16 protein-coding genes are annotated in these 20,150 nt (G+C 66.4%); 8 read left to right on the forward strand and 8 right to left on the reverse strand.

Annotated features, from left to right (window positions below):
• On the forward strand, window positions 1-1,119 hold a 1,119-nt coding region (locus Q0R23_RS12605; protein WP_293913530.1), incomplete at its 5' end, for an alkaline phosphatase family protein.
• Between the two features lie 152 nt (window positions 1,120-1,271).
• Here Q0R23_RS12605 and Q0R23_RS12610 read toward each other — a convergent pair.
• Complete coding sequence (locus Q0R23_RS12610; protein ID WP_293913531.1) at window positions 1,272-1,727, reverse strand: TlpA disulfide reductase family protein; 456 nt, start codon at window positions 1,725-1,727, stop codon at window positions 1,272-1,274.
• Between the two features lie 127 nt (window positions 1,728-1,854).
• Here Q0R23_RS12610 and Q0R23_RS12615 point away from each other — a divergent pair, with 127 nt between their 5' ends.
• The 4 genes from Q0R23_RS12615 to Q0R23_RS12630 all read left to right on the forward strand — a co-directional run bounded on the left by Q0R23_RS12615 (window position 1,855) and on the right by Q0R23_RS12630 (window position 6,058).
• Window positions 1,855-3,591 (forward strand): alkaline phosphatase, encoded by a 1,737-nt coding sequence (locus tag Q0R23_RS12615; RefSeq protein WP_293913532.1) that lies wholly within the window; start codon window positions 1,855-1,857, stop codon window positions 3,589-3,591.
• 111 nt (window positions 3,592-3,702) lie between these two features.
• Complete coding sequence (locus tag Q0R23_RS12620) at window positions 3,703-4,146, forward strand: hypothetical protein (RefSeq protein WP_293913533.1); 444 nt, start codon at window positions 3,703-3,705, stop codon at window positions 4,144-4,146.
• Window positions 4,143-4,871: an ABC transporter ATP-binding protein gene (locus Q0R23_RS12625; protein ID WP_293913535.1), complete on the forward strand. Its 729-nt coding sequence runs from the start codon at window positions 4,143-4,145 to the stop codon at window positions 4,869-4,871. The genes Q0R23_RS12620 and Q0R23_RS12625 overlap by 4 nt, the downstream gene beginning before the upstream one ends.
• On the forward strand, window positions 4,868-6,058 hold the full coding sequence (locus Q0R23_RS12630) for an ABC transporter permease (RefSeq protein WP_293913537.1): 1,191 nt from the start codon (window positions 4,868-4,870) through the stop codon (window positions 6,056-6,058). Before Q0R23_RS12625 ends, Q0R23_RS12630 begins: the two co-directional genes overlap by 4 nt.
• Before the next feature lie 153 nt (window positions 6,059-6,211).
• On the opposite strand, the gene ung is transcribed toward Q0R23_RS12630, so the two are convergent.
• The 5 genes from ung to Q0R23_RS12655 form a co-directional block, all read right to left on the reverse strand.
• A complete protein-coding gene (ung, locus tag Q0R23_RS12635) occupies window positions 6,212-8,542 on the reverse strand; it encodes a uracil-DNA glycosylase (protein WP_293913539.1) in 2,331 nt (776 codons plus the stop codon).
• Window positions 8,543-8,702: 160 nt separating this feature from the next.
• Entirely contained in the window at window positions 8,703-9,878 is a 1,176-nt protein-coding gene (locus Q0R23_RS12640) for an alcohol dehydrogenase catalytic domain-containing protein (RefSeq protein WP_293913541.1), read from the reverse strand.
• 53 nt (window positions 9,879-9,931) lie between these two features.
• Complete coding sequence (locus Q0R23_RS12645) at window positions 9,932-10,747, reverse strand: carbohydrate ABC transporter permease (RefSeq protein WP_293913543.1); 816 nt, start codon at window positions 10,745-10,747, stop codon at window positions 9,932-9,934.
• Between the two features lie 6 nt (window positions 10,748-10,753).
• Window positions 10,754-11,683 (reverse strand): sugar ABC transporter permease, encoded by a 930-nt coding sequence (locus tag Q0R23_RS12650; RefSeq protein WP_293913545.1) that lies wholly within the window; start codon window positions 11,681-11,683, stop codon window positions 10,754-10,756.
• A gap of 360 nt (window positions 11,684-12,043) precedes the next feature.
• On the reverse strand, window positions 12,044-13,423 hold the full coding sequence (locus Q0R23_RS12655) for a sugar ABC transporter substrate-binding protein (RefSeq protein ID WP_293913547.1): 1,380 nt from the start codon (window positions 13,421-13,423) through the stop codon (window positions 12,044-12,046).
• A gap of 635 nt (window positions 13,424-14,058) precedes the next feature.
• Here Q0R23_RS12655 and Q0R23_RS12660 point away from each other — a divergent pair.
• The 3 genes from Q0R23_RS12660 to dhaL all read left to right on the forward strand — a co-directional run bounded on the left by Q0R23_RS12660 (window position 14,059) and on the right by dhaL (window position 16,465).
• Entirely contained in the window at window positions 14,059-14,604 is a 546-nt protein-coding gene (locus Q0R23_RS12660) for an RpiB/LacA/LacB family sugar-phosphate isomerase (RefSeq protein WP_293913548.1), read from the forward strand.
• Between the two features lie 188 nt (window positions 14,605-14,792).
• Window positions 14,793-15,800, forward strand: a complete 1,008-nt coding sequence (locus Q0R23_RS12665) for a dihydroxyacetone kinase subunit DhaK (RefSeq protein WP_293913550.1) — start codon at window positions 14,793-14,795, stop codon at window positions 15,798-15,800.
• The gene (gene dhaL / locus Q0R23_RS12670; RefSeq protein ID WP_293913552.1) at window positions 15,797-16,465 is read left to right on the forward strand and encodes a dihydroxyacetone kinase subunit DhaL; all 669 of its coding nucleotides are present in this window, start codon (window positions 15,797-15,799) and stop codon (window positions 16,463-16,465) included. Before Q0R23_RS12665 ends, dhaL begins: the two co-directional genes overlap by 4 nt.
• 55 nt (window positions 16,466-16,520) lie before the next feature.
• Here dhaL and Q0R23_RS12675 read toward each other — a convergent pair whose 3' ends face one another.
• Together Q0R23_RS12675 and Q0R23_RS12680 are read right to left on the reverse strand one after the other, a co-directional pair.
• Complete coding sequence (locus Q0R23_RS12675) at window positions 16,521-19,112, reverse strand: polynucleotide kinase-phosphatase (protein ID WP_293913554.1); 2,592 nt, start codon at window positions 19,110-19,112, stop codon at window positions 16,521-16,523.
• A 147-nt stretch (window positions 19,113-19,259) separates the two neighbouring features.
• Window positions 19,260-19,913, reverse strand: coding sequence for a methyltransferase domain-containing protein (locus tag Q0R23_RS12680; RefSeq protein ID WP_293913556.1), 654 nt, complete (start codon window positions 19,911-19,913; stop codon window positions 19,260-19,262).
• Window positions 19,914-20,150: the final 237 nt, after the last annotated feature.

Here is a 20,150-nt window from a genome sequence, read left to right on the forward strand (position 1 = left end):
ACCGAACTGGTTTTTGACGAGAGCATCGACAAGAACCCCGAGGCCCTGGACGGCGGAGGCGGTATCGACCCCCTCAAGCTGCCCCGCGACCCGGCCCGTGGCTGCGCCCCGGTCTACCCGCACAGCGCCCTGCGCGTCAACACCATCTTCGAGGTCGCCCACACGGCGGGCCTGAAAACCGCCTGGGCCGACAAGCACCCCTCGTATGACCTGGTGCGCGGTCCCAGCGGCACCAGCGTGGACGACCTGTATACGCCGGAGATCAACGCCGGGGGCACCACCGACAGCGAGGCCAAGACGGCGGCCTACGACGCTATCAAGGTCAAGGCAGTCCTGAATCAGCTCCAGGGGCTGAGCAGCGATGGCCACAAGGTCGGCGTGCCCGCCGTGCTGGGCATGAACTTCCAGGCGCTGAGCGTGGCCCAGAAGACCAAGGGTTACCTGGACGCGGCGGCGACGCCCACGCCGGACGTCAGCGCCGCCCTGGACTTCGTGGACACCTCGCTGGGTCAGATGCGCGCCGCTCTGAAGACTCAAAACCTGAGCGACAGCACCCTGATCGTCGTGACGGCCAAGCACGGCCAGTCACCGATTGACCCCAAGCTGAGGCGCGTTGTGGACAGCAAGGCGCTCGCGGCGGCCATCACGGCAGCGGCCAGTCAGGACGCCGTCAAGCCGGGCAGCCTGGCACAGCTCACCGCCGACACGGTGGGCGTGGTCTGGCTCAGGGGCGGCGACGCGCAGGCGGTCAGCACGGCTCTGATGAGCCAGAAAGGCGCCCTGGGCATCGACCGGATCATCGTCGGCGCAGAACTCAGGGCCATGTTCGGCGACCCGGCCAGCGACAGCCGCGCCCCGGACCTGATGGTGATTCCGAGCCTCGGCGTGATCTACACCAAGCCCAGCGCCACCAAGGTTGCCGAACACGGCGGTTTCTCGGACGACGATAGCCGAGTTGCTCTGCTGCTCAGCGGCCCCGGTTATGCGGGCGGCGGCAATATCAGTGCGCCGGTCAGCACGACCCAGGTGGCCCCGACCATCCTTCAGGCGCTGGGCCTCGATCCGCAGCAGCTCCAGGCCGTGGTCAAGGAAGGGACGGCGGTGTTGCCGCTGAAGTAGGAGTGACGCGACACCCTCAGAGCAGTACTCCGAATGACGCCACGGGGAAAACAGCCTCCCCGCGCCTCCATTCTGCGCCTTGCTCAGTCAACACTACTCGCTCCGCTCGGTCATAAAAAGACCCTTTTTATGACATCTGCTCTAGAGCACGCTCACCACTTTCCGCCCGCCCACCCGGCCAGCTCCCCCGCGCTCACCGGCCCGAATTTCAGCGCCCTGACTCGCCCGGAGGCGTCGAGCAGCACACTGGTGGGCAGGCCCGGCAGCGGCCAGCCGCTCAGGTCGCCGCTGCCGACGAAGACCAGCGGCAGGGCGCCCAGGGCGTTTTCCTTCCAGAACTTCAGGGCGCTGGCCGGGGTCTGGTCGACGTTGAGCGCCACCACCCTCAGCTTGTCGGGGCGCTGGGCCGCCATCAGACGCGGCAATTCCCCCACGCAGGGCGGGCACCAGGTCGCCCAGAAGTTCAGCAGGGTCAGGCCCCTGGGCGCCGGGCGCAGCGGATGGACCTGGCCGAGCCGGTCCGTGACGGTCAGGCTCGGCGCCGTCTGCCCCACGGCCAGGGCGCTCAGGGTCAGCAGACTCAGCGCGTTGAACATGGGGTCTACCATACCGCAGATGCCTGGGTGCAGATGGTCGGGCGCCGGGCCGCCTCTTCCCGGTGTTCCTGGCGAGCTGACCGAAAGCTGACCGAATCGTCAACGTCGCCTGACATTCCGGATTTCTAATGATGAGCGTATGAAACATATCTCAAAGGTCCGCGCGTCACTGCTGCTGGGTTCGCTCCTTACCGTCTGCGCCGCCTCCGCCGCCGATGTCAAGATCTATCCCTACGACGGCGCCAGGCTGCTGGCCGGGCAGCAGTTCGACCTGCGCGTCGAGGTGAGCGGTGTCACGGCAGGCCAGGAAGCCCAGGTGACGCTGGACGGCAAGCCTGTCGAGGGCCTGGTCAAGACAAACAGCGCGGCTGACACGCTGGAATACACCCTGCGCGGCGTCTCGCTGGCGGCGGGCAGGCACGCCTTGAACGTCACGGGCGCGGGCACCGGCACGGCGACCATGACTGCCGAGGCGCCCACGCCCGCCGTGCAGGCCAAGAAGGTCATCCTGTTCATCGGCGACGGCATGGGCTGGAACACCGTCCGGGCCGCCGAGCTGATTGCCAAGGGGTACAACCCCAGCAACGGCATGAGCAACGGTCGCCTGGAGATGGAGAGCGGCCTGAGTAGCATGGCCACCGTCACCACGTCGAGCTTCGACAGCTTCCTGACCGACAGCGCCAACACGGCCAGCAGCATCGCCACCGGCCAGAAGGTGCTGGTCAACGGCCTGAGCGTCTACCCCGACAACACCGTTAACCCGCTCGACAACCCCCGCGTCGAGACCATCGCCGAGATTCTGAAGCGCACCAGGGGCGCGGGCATCGGGCTGGTCAGCACGGCCTTCGGGACCGACGCGACCCCCGCCGCCTTCGCCGCCCACACCCGCGCACGTGGCGAGTACGCCGCCATCGCCGACCAGTACTTCAAAGGGACCGCCAAGCCCGACGTGCTGCTGTTCGGCGGCAGCAACGACTTCATTCCCCAGACCGCGCCCGGCAGCCGCCGCAAGGACGCCACCAACTGGATCGACGAGAGCCAGAAGCTCGGCTACACCTTCGTCAGCACCAAAACTGAGCTGATGAAGGCCAATGCGGGCAAGCTGTTCGGGCTGTTCAACCTCAGCAACTTCAACAGCTACCTCGACCGGGTGCAGTTCAAGGACCCCAAGGTCATCGGCGATTTCACCGACCAGCCGTACCTGTGGGACATGACCCAGAAGGCCATCGAGACGCTGGATAAAAACCCCAACGGCTACTTCCTGATGGTCGAAGCCGGTATGGTCGACAAGTTCGAGCACCCGCTCGACTGGCAGCGCGGTGTCTGGGACGTGCTGGAACTCGACAGGGCGGTGGCGCTGGCGAAGAAGTATCAGGAAACCCACCCCGACGTGCTGGTCCTCGTCACCGCCGACCACGCCCACTCGATCAGCACCTTCGCCGGTTACGACAATACCAAGGGGCCGGGCAACCGTGACGCCGTGCAGGTCTACCAGGACGCCAAATTTACCACCTACGCCGACAAGCTCGACCCCAACGGCATCCCGATGGTCACACCCACGCGGGGCATCGCGGTGGGCTTTGCGGGCGTGCCCGACTACTGCGAGACCTTCACGGCCCGCCCCGTCTTCAAAGACCCGACCATCAGCGACGGCGGCACGGGCTACGCGCCCAACCCCGACGTGTGCAGCGAGCAGGGCGCCTACTTCCGCACCGGCAACCTGCCGCGCAACACCAACCAGGGCGTTCACAGCGCCGATCCGCTGCCGCTGTTCGCCTTCGGTCCCGGCGCCCAGAACTTCATGGGCCTGATGGACCAGACCGAGCTGTTTTTCAGCATCGCCAAGTCGATGGGCGTGGACGCGACCAAGAAGTAACCCCCAGAACGTCGTCACCGCCTGAGCGTTCAGCCTGCGCGGCCCTGTATTCCGGGGCCGCGCTTCGCTGCGCCTCTCACGGCCCTGACAATCCGGCGACATACTTGCCGGATGAACCGAGCCGTTTCTCTGCTCATCGCCACGCTGCTGGCTTTTTCAGCGGCCCAGGCCCAGACCGCGCAGGCCCAGAGCAGCCTCAAATTCAGCGAGCTGTACAGCAAGGTCACGGTGCGCGGCATCGAGTTCAGCCCGAAGCTGAGGGACCTGAGCGGCAAGAGCGTCAGCATGACCGGCTTCATGGCGCCGCCGCTCAAGCCCAAGCTCGATTTCTTCGTGCTGACCAAGGCGCCGATGAGCACCTGCCCGTTTTGCAGCTCCGCCGCCGACTGGCCGCCTGATATCGTGCTGGTCATCATGCCGGATGGCAAACTGCTCGATCCGTTCATGGGCGCCCTGAAGGTGACGGGCCGCCTCGAATACGGCACCTTGCGCGACGACCAGACCGGCTTCGTCAGCCTGGTGCGCCTCTACGCTGAGAAGGTGGAAGATCAGTGACCGGACGCGGATTCCTGACGGTTCAGGGCCTGCGTTACCGGCACGGAGCAGACGTGGACCTGAGCTTCCCCGATTTCAGCGCCCACAGCGGCGAGCAACTGGCCCTGACCGGCCCCAGCGGCGCGGGCAAGACGACCCTGCTGCACCTGATCGCCGGACTGCTCAGACCGGTTGCCGGTGCAGTTCGCTTCGGAGACACGCTCGTCAGCGAACTCGGCGAGGCGCAGCGCGACGCCTACCGTGCCCGCAGCGTCGGCTACATGTTTCAGGATTTCCACCTGATGCCCGGCTACGGTGCCCTTGAGAACGTGCTGCTGGGCCTGGGACTCTCCGGGATGCGCGGCCCACAGGCCCGGCAACGCGCCGCCGAGGTGCTGCGCGACCTGGGGCTGGGCAATCGCCTGCACCACAGCCCGCGTCAGCTCTCGACCGGTGAGCGGCAACGGGTGGCGCTGGCCCGCGCCGTGGCCCACCGCCCGGCCCTGCTGCTGGCCGACGAACCCACCGCCCACCTCGACCATGACCGCGCCGGGCAGGCCGTGACGCTGCTCAGGCAGACCGCCGCCGACATGGGCGCCACCTTGTTGGTGGTCACCCACGATCCGAAGGTGATGGGGGCCTTCACGCGCCGCATCGAGGTCGGGGCGCGGGCCGGGAGCGCCGCGCCGGAGACCATCCAGCCCGACAACCTTCAACCCAGGCTGCCGCAATCGGCCCACCCGTGACCCTCTGGATCACCCTGCGCAATCTGCGGGTGCGCGGCTGGGCCACCTTTCTGACGCTGCTGGCGGTGGCGCTGGCGACGGCCACCGCGCTGGTGGTCCCGCTGGTCAGCAAGCAGGTCGAGCGCGGCGCGGCGGACGCGGCCCAGGTCTTCGATCTGCTGATTACCGCCAAGGGCAGCCCGACCCAGGCGGTGCTCAGCAGCCTGTTTTATCTGGACGTGCCCATCGGCAACATGCCGTATGCGGTGTATCAAAAGCTCGCCTCGGATCAACGCACCCTGCGGGCCGTGCCGCTGGGCTTCGGCGACAACTACCGCAGCTTGCCGGTGGTGGGGACCAGCACGCGCTTTTTCGAGCAGCGCCTGAAGCCGGACTTGCCGCCGTATTTCCGGGTCCAGTCCGGGCGGCTGTTCGGCAAGCCCTTCGAGGTCGTGGTCGGCGCCTCGGCGGCGCGGCAGGTGGGTCTGAAACTGGGTGACACGTTTCGTAGCGCCCACGGCCTCGAAGAACACGCGGGCGCCGAAACCGAGGAGCACGACGCGCAGTACACGGTGGTCGGCCTGCTGGCGGCGACGGGCGGGCCGGTGGACCGGGCCATCGTCACCGATATTCAGAGCCTGTGGCAGATTCACGGGCAACTGACGCCGGAGTCGCGGGGCGTGACTGCCGTGCTCTACACGGCCAGCAGCCTGGGTGACCTGTACTCCGTCGCCAGCCAGACGAACGCCAGTCCGGGCGCCCAGGCGGTCTTTCCCGGCCAGGTGTTCGCGGGCGTGCGCTCGTTCGTGCTCCAGGGCCAGGCCGCCTACGCCGCGCTGAGCGTGCTGGTACTGTTGCTGGCGGCCCTGACCACCTGGCTGAGCGTCTACGCCGCCAGTCTGGACCGCGCCCGCAGCGTGGCCCTGCTGCGTGCCCTGGGTGCCGGACGCGCCACCGTCTTCGGCGTGGTGCTGCTGGAAACCGCCCTGACGGTGGCGCTGGGACTCGTGCTGGGCGTGGGACTGTCGTACCTGGTGAGCGCTTTGGGCGGCGAATTGCTGGGCAGCCGCCTGGGCTTCAGCCTGCCCGCACCTATCCTAGACTGGGCGCTGCTGGGCCGGGTCGCGGCACTCTTTCCGCTGGGCGTGCTGGCGGCGCTGCCCCCGGCGGTGGGCGCGGCGCGGAGCAGTGCGGCGGCGCAGTTGTGAGCACCGGTCCAGATTCACACCCTAGAGCAGATGTCATAAAAAGACCCTTTTTATGACCGAGCGGAGCGAGTAGTGTTGACTGAGCAGGACGCAGAATGGAGGCGCGGGGAGGCTATTTTCCCCGTAGCGTAATTCGGAGTACTGCTCTAAAACTCACACCTCCAGCGGCAACTGCCAGTCCAGCGGCTCCAGTCCCGCCTCTAGCAGCGCCGCGTTCGCCAGTGAAAAGTGCCGGTTGCCGAAGAAGTGCTCGGCGCTCAGCGGGCTGGGATGCGCCGAGGTGAGCACCACATGTTGCGGGGCGCTCAGCAGCCTGGCTTTCTTGCGGGCCGCCGCGCCCCACAGCAGCGCCACCACCCGCTCCGGACGGGCGTTCACCGCCTCTATCACGGCGTCGGTAAAGGTCTCCCAGCCCTGGTTGGCGTGGCTGCCCGCTTGCCCGGCCCGCACCGTCAGCACGCTGTTGAGCAGCAGCACGCCCTGACTCGCCCAGGACTCCAGGTTGCCGTGCGGGGGTATCTGGAAGCCCACGTCGGCCTGCAATTCCCTGAACACGTTGACCAGGCTGGGCGGCGTCCTCACGCCGGGCCGCACGCTGAAGCTCAGGCCATGCGCCTGCCCCCGTTCACCCGGCCCCCGTCCACCCGGAGCCCCACCGTGATACGGGTCCTGGCCCAGAATCAGCACCTTGACCTGACCCAGCGGCGTTTGCCGCAGCGCTGCCAGCACGTCCGGGGCGGCTGGGTAGATGGTGTGCTCGGCCCGCTCGCGCCGCACGAAGTCGCTCAGCTCGTGGAAATAGGGCGCACTGAATTCACGCTCCAGCGCCGCCCGCCAGTCGCCGGGCAGGTTGCGCACGGGCACCGGGGGGCGGGGTGAGGCTTGCGACACGTCGAGCGGCAGGCTGGCCGCTGGGCTGTGCACCCAGCCGAACAGGGACGGTTGCGCCGGGTCGGCCACTTTTGCCAGGCGTCTGACCGGCGCACGGACCGGTCTGCCGCTTTGCCCCCGCGCCAGGCGCTCAGAGCGCACCTCGGCATTTTTGCGGCTGCCGTGTTTCAGGTACACCCGCCGCGACTCGCCCTCGAAGTTCGCCCCCGTCCGGGCCGCCGCGATTCTGGCCCGCGCTTCCCGCCCGGCCTTGGCCTCGTCGACGATGGGCGGCGGGTAGCTCAGCCGCCCGGCCCCGCTCCACTGCCAGGGGGCGTGGATGAAGTCGGTGTGGACATCGGCCAGCTCCGGCACCCAGCGCCGGATGAACTCGCCGGTCGGGTCCTGCTCCCTGGCCTGGCGGGTCGGCGAGTAGATGCGGACCCGGTTGATGCCCACCGTGCTGCTCTGCATCTGCATCTGTGCCCAGTGGATGCCCGGTTCGTTGTCGAGCCAGTGACGTGCCAGAAACAGCCCGGTGGGGCGCCAGTGCAGCCACAGGTGCTGTGAGGCGAAGCTGACCAGCATGGCCCGCATCCGGAAATTGAGCCAGCCGCCAGTGCGCAGCATCCGCACACAGGCGTCGATCAGCGGGTAGCCGGTCTGAGCCTGCGCCCAGCGCTCAAAATACTCCTGATTCCAGCGCCCTTCGCGCAGGCCGTCGAAGGCGTGGTTCAGGTTGGCGAACTCCATCTGCGGCTCGGATTCCAGCCGCTGCATGAAGTGGCAGTGCCAGTGCAGGCGGCTCTCATAACTGCGCAGCGACCTGACCCAGCGCGGATCGGCCTGCGGGTCACCCTTGACGGCGGCCAGCCGTTGCCGGGTCGAACGCACGATTTCCCTGAGCGAGACGGTGCCGAAGGCCAGCGGGGCGCTCAGCCGCGAACAGGCCGACTCGGCGCTCAGCGGGCTGCTCAGCTCGCGCATGTAGTTCACGCCGCGCACCTCCAGAAAGCTCGCCAGGGTGGCCTGGGCGGCGGGCGTGCCCCCGGCGGGAATGATTTTGCTGGACGTGGCAACGCCCAGCTCGGCGTGCGTCCTGAGACCCTGCGGCGGGGTGTCGGTGCCCTGGAGCCGGGGGGGCAGCGGGCTGGGCGGCGCCGCCATCCGCTCCTCCCAGGTCGCCGCCCAGCCGCCCCGGTCTTTCAGGCGCCGGATCACGCCGTTTTGGGGCCGCTCGTGAAAGGGCAGACCGAGGGCTCGCGCCCAGGCCCGCACCCGCCGGTCGCGCTGGAAACTCAGGTCGTTGCCGGTCTCCTGATGCGCCCACAGCGCCGTGATCTGGACCTGGCGGCTCAGGTCTTCGAGCACCTGCGCCGCCTCGCCCGTGCGGATGACGAGCGGCGTGCCGAGCCTGCGCAGGGCGGTGTTCAGCGCCTCCAGACTGTCATTGAGGTAGCTCAGGTGGTGCCCGCCGAATTCCTCGTGGCCGAGCTGCTCCGGCTCGTAGATATACAGCGGCAGCACTGGGCCGCGCCGGGCCGCCTCGAACAGCGGCGCATGATCCTGCACCCGCAGGTCTTTTTTGAACCACACCACCTGGACGCCTGACACCCGAACAGTGTGGCGCCCCGCCGATAAGGGAACATGGCTCAGGCGCCCAGTTGGGGTTAAGCGGCGCTTCATCTGGCGTTGGCGGCGCGGGCCACCTGGGCGTTTAGGCACCTGGGCGTCTTGGCATCTGGGCGTCTTTACGCCGGACTCCTACCCCGCGCTACTCCGGAATCAGCAGAATCTTGATGCTGCCCTGGCCCTGCTTCATCAGGTCGAAGCCGGTCTTGAACTCGCTCATCTTCAGGCGGTGCGTCACCACGCCCTGGGTCGGCAATCGCCCGTCCGAGATTCCGGCGATGGTGAACGGGTAGCAGTACGGCCCCAGGTGCGAGCCGTAGATGTCCAGCTCCTTGCGGTCCCCGATGATGCTCCAGTCGACGGTCACGTCCTGCCCGAAGACGCTGAACTCGACGAAGCGCCCCAGCTTGCGGATCATCTCCAGGCCCTGCACCACGCTGCTGGGGTGGCCGGTGGCCTCGATGTAGACGTCGCAGCCGTAGCCGCCGGTCATGTCCTTGATAATCCGGTTCACGTCGTCGGTCAGGGGGTTGAGCACCACGTCGGCGCCGAAAGCTTTTGCCATCTCCAGGCGCTCCGGCTTGGTGTCGAGCACCACCAGCGCTTTTGGATTCTTGAGCTTGGCGGCGCCGATCATGCCCAGGCCCAGGGTGCCCGCCCCGGCCAGCACCACCACGTCGTCGAATTCGATCTTGGCCCTGTTCACCGCATGCACCGAGCAGGCATACGGCTCGACCAGAATGACCTGCTCGATGGGCGCGTCTTCAGGGATCTTGTGGGTGCGCGAGTTCCAGGGAAAGCGCATATATTTGGCCATCGCGCCGTTGACGTTGTACTGGAAGCCGTAGAGGTCGTGGCGCTCGCACATCCAGTACTCGCCCCGGCGGCAGTAGCGGCACTCCTCGCAGGGCACGATCTGCTCGGAGATCAGGCGGTCTCCGACCTTGTATTCACCTTTGGCGGCCACGTTCGCGCCAACTTCCACGGCCCGCCCGATGAACTCGTGGCCGGGGATCATCGGCGCCTTGATGTACTTGGACTGCCCGCCCAGCCCCCAGAAACTCGCCGCGCCCTGAAAGGCCTTGATGTCGCCCGCGCAGATGCCCACCGCCTCGACCTCGATGATGATGTCGTCGGGTCCGGCGCGCGGCACCTCGACGGTTTCCAGGCGGTAATCGCCGGGCGCGTAGGCGACGATGGCCTGCATGGTTCTGGGAAGGTCCACGTCCGGGTTGATCTGGTCGGGTTGCAGCATAATCAGCTTCTCGGTGGTGTTGTGCGGGTAGGGATCGGCGGGTCGGCTCAGCGTGTCGGTCATGATCTGGACTCCTTGGATTGAATTGAGAGGAAACAAACGAAACCCGGCGCTCCTTAGCCCTTAACCGCCCCGAAGCTCAGTCCGCGCACCAGGTGCTTTTGCACGAACAGCGCCAGGATCACCGAGGGCAGAATCGAGATGGTGGCCGCCGTCGCCACCTGGCCGTAATTGACGGTCGTGCTGGAGATGTACGCCAGGATCGCCACCGTGCTGGTCTGGGTGTCGCCGCCGAGCAGCAGCGGAAAGGTGAAGGCGTTCCAGGCGAAGATGAACGACATCAGGCCCGCCGAGACCAGGCCGGGGCGCACCAGCGGCAGCATCACCCGCACGAAGACCTGGCCCCAGGTGCAGCCGTCGATCTGGGCGGCCTCGTCGAGCTCGCGGGGAATGTCCTCGAAAAAGCCGCGCAGCACCCAGATGATCAGCGGCAGGGTAATGAGCTGATAGACCCAGATCAGCCCGTAGTAGGTGCCGATCAGCCCCAGGCGCTGATAGATGATGAACAGCGGCAAGATGACAAACAGCTCCGGCGCGAAGCGGAACGACAAAAAAGTGAAGGCGATGTTCTCCTTGCCCTTAAAGCGCATCCGGGCCAGCGCGTAGGCGGCGGGAATGCCGACGATCAGCGAGAGCAGCACCGCCCCAATCGACACGATCAGGTTGTTGACGAACGCCCGGCTGTAGTCCGAGCCCGTCGCCACCGTGACGTAATTTTCAAAGGTGGGCTTGAAGATAAATCCGGTGGTCAGCACCTCCTCCTGCGACTTGAGCGACATGACGACCATCCAGATCAGCGGAAACAGCGCGAAAAAACCGTAGAGCAGCAGCAATGCACGTTTGGTCAGCAGGGCCGGTAAGCTCTGGCGCATGTGGCCTCACTCCCCCGCCGCGTGGGTCTGGGCGCGGCGCCACGAGTTAATCAGGACGTTGGCGGCCAGGTAGACCACCAGGTACAAAATGAACATCACCGGAATCGACTTGGCCAGGTCGTAGAACTGAAAGCCCTGCTGATAGCCGTAGAGCGACATCCCCACCAGCGTGTCGCCGGGGCCGCCCTTGGTCAGCGCGAAGATAATGCCGAATTCCTGGAGTGAGAGCATCAGCCGGAAGATCAGCGCGATCAGCAAGAAGGGCATAATCATCGGCAGGGTCAGCCGCAGGAACATGGTGATGGGTCTGGCGCCGTCGATGCTGGCCGCCTCATACGGGTCGGCAGGCAGCGAGCGCAGCCCGGCCAGCACCAGGATGATGACGAAGGGGGTGTAGACCCACACGTCGATGATGACCACCGAGAACATGGCGCTGCCCGTCGCCGCGCCCCACTGGAAATCGCCCAGCCCCAAAGCGCGCAGCCAGTTGGCGACGATGCCCACCGAGGGGCTGGTCATCAGTTGCCAGATCAAGGTGGCGATCACCGGGGCGACCATCAGCGGAAAGGTCAGCAGCAGCCGCATGACGGTGGTAAAGCGGCTGTCCTCGTTGAGCAGCAGGGCCACGCCCAGTCCCAGCACCAGTTCGATGCCGGTGGTCCACAGCGCGTAGCGCAGCGTGACGCTCACCGCGTGCCAGAAGTCCGGGTTGGTGAACATCTGCACATAATTGGTGACGCCCACCAGGTCGTAATTGGGCGATCTCAGCGAGATGTCGGTGAACGACAAATACACGGCGAAGAAAAAGGGAATCAGGATGCCGATGGTCAGCAGGAAGGCCGGGGCCAGGATCAGGTAGGGCCGAAAGCGGTCCGCTCGCCGCTGGCGCATGTGCTGCTCGCGCAGCAGGGCCTCGGATGTCATGCGCGTGGTCATGACCACTCCTTTAAACACCGACTGTGTTCAACACCGTATTGAACATCGGCTAGCTGCACTCGGACTGCGCTCGGATTTGAATGCTGCGGCGGTATGCGGGTCCGGTCAACGAGAGTGCTGACCCGGATGCGACGTTCAAGCCGAGGGGAGCTTGGCGAACACCAAGTACGGCCAGGCTACCGTTTCGGGACTGAGCAAAGTGCGCTCCATCCCTCCACTCCCGCCCAGCCGTACTTTTCCCAATACTCGCTCCGCTCGGTTTACCCAAAGATAAACTATCCAAAGATAAACATTGGTGTTCGTCGCAAGCTCCCTTCTTCGGATGTGGCAGGGCGTGTGGCGTGGGGTTGCTTCTCCGCCTTACTTGCCGATCTGACCGACTTTCAGTTTACCGACCTTGCTGTTGATGCTGGCGGCCAGTTCCTGCATGGTCTTGGTCGGGTCGGCCTTGTCGACGACCATCTTCTGAAGCGCGGCGGCCCAGTCGGTAGTGGTCTCGAAGAAGTACGGCTGCGGCGTGAATTTAATACTGGTGCCGCCGATGTACTTGTTGAACGACTCGGTGTAGCCCGAAGCCTTGGCCAGCGTCGCCTTGAACTTGGCGTCGGCCCAGGTCGAGGCGCGGGGCGGGTTGACGGTGGCGTCGTTGATGGCCGCCTGGAGCTGGTAGCTGGGGCTGGTGAAATACTGCATGAACAGCCAGGCCGCCGTTTTGTTCTTGCTGGCACTGTTCATGCCCAGGCCCCAGATCCACTCGTTGGCGGTGGGCTTACCGCTGCCGATGGGCGGGGTGGTCCAGGCGATGTTGCCCGCTTCCTTGCTGGCCTTGGGCACGTTCTGGAAGTAGGCGGCGATGTCGGCGTCGTAGAGCATGGCGGCCTTACCGGCGCCCAGGTCCGAGCTGGCCTGATACCAGGTGTAGGTGCTCCAGGCGGGCGGCCCGCCCTCACGGATCATGTCGGCCCACTTCTTGGTGAAGGCGATGGCGCCGGGGGTGTCGACCGCCGAGACCAGCTTGTCGCCCTTGATGACGAAATCCTTGTTGCCCGCCGCGTCGAAGCCGGTCATGTAGCCGGGGTGGATGGTGGCCCACTCGCGGGTGCCGCGCACCGCCAGACCGTAGCTGCCGGGGCCGTTCCAGCCTTTGAGCTTGACCGCCAGCGCCGCCAGCTCGTCGAGCGTCTTGGGCGGCTTGAGGCCCTTGGAGTCGAAGTATTTCTTGTTGTAGGCCAGCGTGTTGCTCTCGAAGCCCAGGGGCAGCACCCACTGCGAGCCCTTGCCGCTGGGGTCGCCGACCTTGAGGCTCCACTTGCCCGCGTCGAGCACGCCCGCGAAGAAGTCCTTTTCGTTCCAGGCTTTGTCAGTTAGCTTGGCGTCGGCCATGTACTTCTCCAGCGGCTCCATGCTGCCCGCCGTGGCGTAGTCCCAAGACTGGTAGATGCCGGTCATGAACACGTCGGGATTGCCGTTCTTGGCAAACAACGAGGTGGTCACCTTGTCGAAATAGTTCGACTCCGGCGTGACGGTGGTTTTCACCGTGATACCGGTCATCTTGGTGAAGTCGGCGAGCTTCTTGAGAATCGCCGCCTGGTAGGGGTGCTGGTTGAGAGCCACGTTGATGGTCGCGCCCTTGGCCTGCATCCAGTCGAAGCCCTGAGCCTGAGCGCCGCTGAGCGCCATGGCCAGGCCGAGTGCGAGCAGGGCCGCGCTGCGGCGACGAAGCGAGTGAAACTGTTCCATGGTAGTTCCTCCTGAACGGGGGTGAACGAGGGCTTCAGACTGAGCTGAAGGTGGTCCAAAGCGTGCGCCCAGCGTGGGTCGGCGTGACCCCAGAACCCGTAGGCCACCTGGGCTGAACAATTGCGCTTTGGTTGAGCGTAAGTTAAAGCCTCGCTTCAGGAATTGTCAACACCTCCAGATAATTAAACCGGGTACAATCATAAATTCTTAATATAGCGGCAGATGACCGGCTGTTTTCGCCGCCGAGCCCCCGAAGCCACGCTCTGAGGGGATTCCTGGCTGCACCCACCTTGACTTTTTTGAAGCAAGCGACCATAAATATGGAGTCGGCTCTGAACTTTCGCTCAGTAGTGAACATCCGCTCACGCAGAGATTATTTGATCGACAGGCTGGCTCTCAACTGACTGGCTGTCGACTGGTCGCAGCACTTGGGGACCACTCGTCGGGGCCAGATGGCCGGTTGTGTGCCGAGCAGTAGGGTCTGTCCAGTCGGGTCTGTGCAGTCGGGTCTGTCCGGCAGTTCGGTGAGGACGGTGCGGTGCGGACGATCACCAGCTCAGGACGGATGTCGGGCGATAGCAGCCAGACAGCTCCACCAGCCAGACAGCTCCACCAGCCACACAGGAGGACCAGCAGTGACCACACCTTCAGCAAATCCGGTCTCCCAGATCAAGCACGGCCAGATCCAGCACGGCAAGGTCGCCCTGGGCAGCGACGAGGCGGGATACGAACTCAAGGAAATTCTCAAGCGTCATCTGAGCGCCCAGGGCATCGAAACCGAGGATTTCGGTGTTCAGGACGGCGAAACAGCGCTGTATCCGGATGTCGCCTTCGCAGTGGCCGAGCAGGTCGCGGCGGGCGTGTTCGAGCGGGCCGTCCTGCTGTGCGGCACCGGCATCGGCGTGGCGATCTCTGCCAATAAAGTGCCTGGCATCCGCGCCGCGCAGGCCCACGACACCTACTCGGCGGAGCGCGCCCGCAAAAGCAACAACGCCCAGATCATCACCCTCGGCGCCCGTGTGATCGGTCCGGAACTGGCCAAAAGCGTGGTGGACGCTTTTCTGCGCTCAGAATTCGAGGGTGGGGGCAGCAGCGCCAAGGTGGACCGCATCAACGCCTACGACCAGGAGCACCGCCAGGCCAGGTCGGACGCCCTGGACCGTGAGCTGTCGGGTTGCTGAGCTGCACGCCCAGGCCAACGCAGCAGCGCCCGAACAAGACTGTCGGGCTTACGACCCTGGCTGCACCACGTCCCATCTGCGAATCGAGGCGGCCCTCAGCCTGGGACGGCCCTCGGCGGCGCCGCCGACCAGGGCGCACCGGTCTGGCATGTCAACATCACCTCAACCCCCCCCCTCAAGGAGCCGCTATGAACCGAGTCATCAACGATCCAGACCTGGTGGTCGAGGATATGCTCAAAGGGTACGTTCGGGCGCACAGTGACACCCTCAGCGTGGCCGAAAATCCCCGCGTCATCGTCGCCCGGACCGCCGCTCAGCCGGGGCGCGTCGGCCTGGTCACCGGGGGCGGCTCCGGCCACGAACCGGCTTTTCTGGGGTACGTCGGCTCAGGGCTGCTCGACGCCGTGGCCGTCGGCGAGATCTTTTCCTCGCCCACCGCCAAGAGCTTTCACGACGCGGTGGTGGCCGCCGACGGCGGCGGCGGCGTGGCCGTGCTGTACGGCAACTACGCGGGCGACAACATGAACGTCAAGATGGCGATCAGGATGGCCGAGCGCTCCGGGCTGGTCGTCAGGACGGTGGTGGCCAACGACGACGTGGCCTCGGCGCCAAAAACCGAGATCGCCAAGCGGCGCGGCGTGGCGGGCGAGATTCTGATGTGGAAGATCGCGGGTGCGGCGGCGGCGCGGGGCGAGGGTCTGGGCGAGGTGATCCGGCTGGCCCAGAAAACCATCGACCAGACCCGTAGCGTGGGCATCGGGCTCTCGTCGTGCATCATCCCGGCGGTGGGCAAGGCCAACTTCACCATTCCGGACGGCCAGATGGAGGTCGGCATCGGCCACCACGGCGAACCCGGCATCCAGGTCACCCACATCCGCAGCGCCCACGATATGGCCGACCTGATGCTCGACATCATCTTGCCCGACCTGCCGATTCTCCGGGGCGACGAGGTGGCGGTGCTGGTCAGCGGCCTGGGCGCCACGCCGCTGATGGAGCAGTACATCCTCTACGGTGAGCTCTCCCGCCGCCTGGACGCCGAGGGTGTCGGTATTCAGCGCCCCTTTGTCGGTAACCTGTTCACCTCGCTGGAGATGATGGGCGTGACCGTGACACTGCTCAAGCTCGACGACGAACTCAGAGACCTGCTGGCCGCCCCCTGCCAGTCGGTGGGTCTGAGCGTCGGGGGCGAGCGGTGAGCCAAGTTCAGAATCAGAGCCTGCCGATGCGGGGCGCTGCCTACATCGTCGAAAACCTGATCGACATGATGGCCCTCCAGCGAGCCTACCTCAGCGAGATCGACGGGGCCATCGGCGACGGCGACCACGGCATCAACATGAGCAAGGGCTTTTCGCAGGCCCGGACCCGCATGGCCGGGCGCGCCCAGACGCCTGACCTGGCCGCCGCCCTGGACGACCTGGCCATGACCCTGCTCGAAGGCATCGGCGGCTCGATGGGGCCGCTCTACGGCGGGTTTTTTCTGGCGATGTCGGAGGCGCTGAGCACTCAGGGCGAGCTGAACGCAAAGAACTTCGGCGCGGCGCTGAGCAGTGGCGTGGACGCTGTGCAGGACGTGGGCAGCGCCCAGGTGGGCGACAAGACCCTGATTGACACGCTGATTCCGGCCCGCGACGCCTACCACGCCGCCCTGGAGGCCGGGCAGCCGTTCGCCGCCGCCCTGGACGAGATGGTGGCTGCCGCGAAGCAGGGTCAGGAATCCACCCGCATGCTTCAGGCCCGCCTGGGCCGTGCCAGCCGCCTGGGCGAGCGCTCCATCGGGGTGCTGGACGCGGGGGCGACCAGTTGCTATTTCATTCTGGAAAGCCTGGCGCAGTCGGTAAAACAGGGACTCACGGCTCAGTAGATGCCGACTGGATCGTCACTTGATCGTCACTACCGCCTGACCGCCCCCCTGAGCCTCACAGCCTGGCATCGAGTTCGCCCTGTTCCAGCGCCAGGACGCCCAGGACGCAGCTATGCACCGCCCGCAGCCCGGCGCCCTCCACACAGCGGTGCAGCCCTTCCAGGCCCAGGTGAAACTCGCGGATGGCCCGGCTGCGCTTGGCCTTGACGGCGCGTTCCTTGAGGCGCTCCAGGTGCTGCGGCTGGCGGTATTCCGGGCCGTAGATCAGGCGCAGGTACTCGGCGCCGCGCACTTTGAGGGCCGGTTGCAGCAGTCGGCGCTCCGGATCGCGGAACATCAGCGGCTTGATTACCATCCCCTCACCCAGCGTGTTTTCACCGGGCGTGCCCTGCGGTGTGGTCAGCGCCTCCCACCAGGCCGTCGCCTCGGCCTCGCTGGCCGGGTCGTGCAGGTCCACCGTGCGGGTTTCGGTGCGAATAAACAGCTCTGGGGCGGCCTCAGAGAGTCGGCCCAGCAGCTCCAGGTGCCAGGTATGAGGTTTCAGGTCATGCACCGCGCCTTCCGAGGCCAGCAGGTGAAACGGGGCGATTCGTACGTCCTGCGGCCCCCCGGCCCGGCGAACATAGGCGCGGTAGACCTCCCGGTAGGCCGCCAGATCGGCGCCGCGCAGCCGGGTTCGCTCCAGCAGCTCGCCGATGGGCACCCCATTGTGCGCGGCCAGTTCGAGCTGCGCCTGTGCGGCGGCCAAAGCACTCAGGCCCGCCGCCCCGGTGGCCGCGTACTGCCCGCGCAGTAGCTCGGCGGCCTTGAGGCTCCAGGGCAAAATCTCGGCGTCAAGCAGCAGCCAGTCGGTGCCGAGTTCGTCCCACAGGCCCGCCGCGTCGGCAGCGTCGCGGGCACGAACCAGAATATCCGTCTGCCAGCTCGCCTCCTTGAAAAAGGGCCGCCCGGTGCGGGTATAGATCAGCCCGCCTTCCGGCCCGAAGCGTGAGCGCGTAGCCTCTTCGTGGCGGGTCAGCAACATCAGCCCGCGTGAGCCCATGTGCTTTTCCTGGCAGATCACGGCGCCTTGTCCCTCCTGGCGGTAATAGGCAAAGGCTTCCTGGGGGTGTTCCAGCAGGTCGGCCCGGCGGCTGGTCTCCACCGGACTCATGGTCGGCGGCAGGTACAGCACCCGGCGGGGGTCGGCCCCGAAGCGCCCGAAGGTTTCCAGGGCGCCCATCAGCTCGGCCTCCCGCAAGGCGACGCTGCCGAAGCTGCGAACGTCCAGCCGCTGCGGCCCGCTGAAGTCGGCCAGGTCGAGCACATCAGGCTTGGACGCTTCTGAGCTGGCAGGGGCGAGCGGCCTGCCGGGCACGGCGTACGGCGCCCCGGCCTGGACGCTGACCAGTTCGAGTTCCGGGTAGCGCAGCGCACTCAGGGCGCCGCCGAACACGCAGCCGGTGTCGATGTCGATGGTGTTGTTGACCCAGGTGGCCCGCTGCACGGGCGTGTGGCCGTAGACGACCCGGCGCTTGCCCCGGTAGGCCGCCGCCCAGTCGCCGCGCAGCGGAAAGCCGTGCTCGTCGGTGCTGCCGTCCACGTCGCCGTAGAGGGCGAAGCTCCGCACCCGCCCGGAGGCCCGGCCCTGGTAGTGCTCCGGCAGCCCGGCGTGCGCCACCACCACGGCGCCGCCGTCGAGGACCAGGTGGCTGACCAGCCCGGCCAGAAAGGTCCGAACCTCAGCCTTGAAGGCGCCGCCCGCCGCTTCGAGTTGCGCGGCGGTGCCGCCCAGGCCGTGCGTCAGCGTGACGGTCTTGCCGCTCAGGTAACGCAGCAGCTTGTCGTCGTGGTTGCCGGGCACGCACAGGGCGCTGCCGCTGCCCACCAGGTCCATCACGCGCCGCAGCACGCCCGCCGAATCCGGCCCCCGGTCCGTCAGGTCGCCCACGAAGACGGCGGTGCGGCCCTGCGGATGCGGCCCCGTCGCCGGGTAGTCCAACCTCAGCAGCAGCTCGCTCAGCTCGGCCAGGCAGCCGTGAACGTCCCCGATAAAGTCGAAGGGGCCGCGCAGGTCAGTCCGGTTGGTCAGCAACGGCACGCGGCTGAGCCGTGCGGCGTCCACCTCGGCCTCGCTGCCCAGCGTCCAGAGGTGCCGGAAGCCCTCTTTGCGCAGGCCGCCCGCTCCCCGGCGCAGGTCGCGCTGCTGGCGCCGCAGCACGCCGGGGTCGAAGTCGCGCTCGGCCCTGGCCTGGTGCCGCGCCAGCAGGGTGTCCAGCGGCAGATCGAGCACGATGGCCACCGGCAGCACGTCGTGGTCGCGGGCCAGGGCGATCAGCTTTTTGCGGTCCTCCGGACGCAGGTTGGTGGCGTCGATGACCGTCAGCAGACCGCGCCCCAGCCGCCTGGCCGCCACGAAATACAGGCTCTCGAAGGTATCGGCGTTGGCGTCCAGGGCACCCTCGTCGTCCGCCACCAGCCGCCGGAAAAAGTCGCTGGAGAGCACTTCCGAGGGCCTGAAATGCCGCGCCGCGAAGCTGCTCTTGCCCGCAGACGACGCGCCGATCAGCGCCACCAGGGCCGTCTCCGGCAGGGCGATAGTCGGAGGTCGGGCTGGAGCGGGTGCGGCTGGACGCTCTGCTGAGGTGTTGGTGTGCCGTGTGTCCATGTGCGGTCTGAAGTCCTTGGGGTGAGGGCAGGTAAGGCGGGGCGGTCACTGCCGATGATGGCAGAGATGGCGGGGCGGTCACTGCCGATGATGGCAGAGATGGCGCCGAACAGGCCATTTCACGTAGGCCGGGCGCCTTCAACCAGCTCAGCCTCTCGCCCGGCCCACCACCGCGAAGAGCGGATCACCGCGCCGCCGCCCGCCGACCAGTGGGCTGCGGTCCAGCGCCTCGATCTGCGCCCAGTTGCCCGCCGCCTCCAGGTACTGCCCCACCAGCGCCAGGTGCCCGGCGTCGTCCAGCTCATGCCAGACGGCCACCGCCTTGCTGGGAAAGCAGCGGTTGGAAAAACTGATGACCACCGGCCCGCCCGGCACCAGCACGCGCCCCAGATCGCGCAGCAGCGTCACGGGATCGGTCAGGTAGTCGATGGACACGGTGATGCCCGCCGCGTCGAAGCTGTGGTCGCCGAACGGCAGCGTGGGCGCCGTGTTCAGGTTTTGCACCACGGCGCTGCTCAGGCGCGGGTTGCGCTCCAGCTCGGCGCGGTTGAGCCCCAGCCCGACGACCTGGCGGTACTCGGCCTCCGGCGGCAGGTGGCTGATCCAGCTACTCATCAAATCCAGAATGCGGCCCCCGGCAGGAAAATACTCGCGGTAGAGCTGCGTCACGGCGGCGATGGCGCCCTCGTCGATGTGGGTCACGAAGCGGGGCTGGCGGTAAAACAGCTCGTCGGGCATTTCGTCCTGGCGGTAAAACAGGTCCTGGCGGCGGAACAGGTCGCGGCGTTCGGGGTCGCTCATGCCCGCATTGTCTGCCCGCCGGAGTGAAACTGCTGTGGGCCTTGTTGAAGTCTGCCTGCCGACATCTGGTCGGCTGGAACTGGATTGCGAGATCAGCCTAGTACATTGATTTCTATATTTTGATACCCTTGTAGTGACGACTCATCTTTTCGCGACAGTGTTCTACGGTGAAGTGCCAGTTCACCGTCGTTCCAGCGGTGTTTCTCTGGTCAATCCAGCTCGTCACTTCATCCTTCA

Source organism: Deinococcus sp. (assembly GCF_025362455.1).
Classification (GTDB): domain Bacteria; phylum Deinococcota; class Deinococci; order Deinococcales; family Deinococcaceae; genus Deinococcus.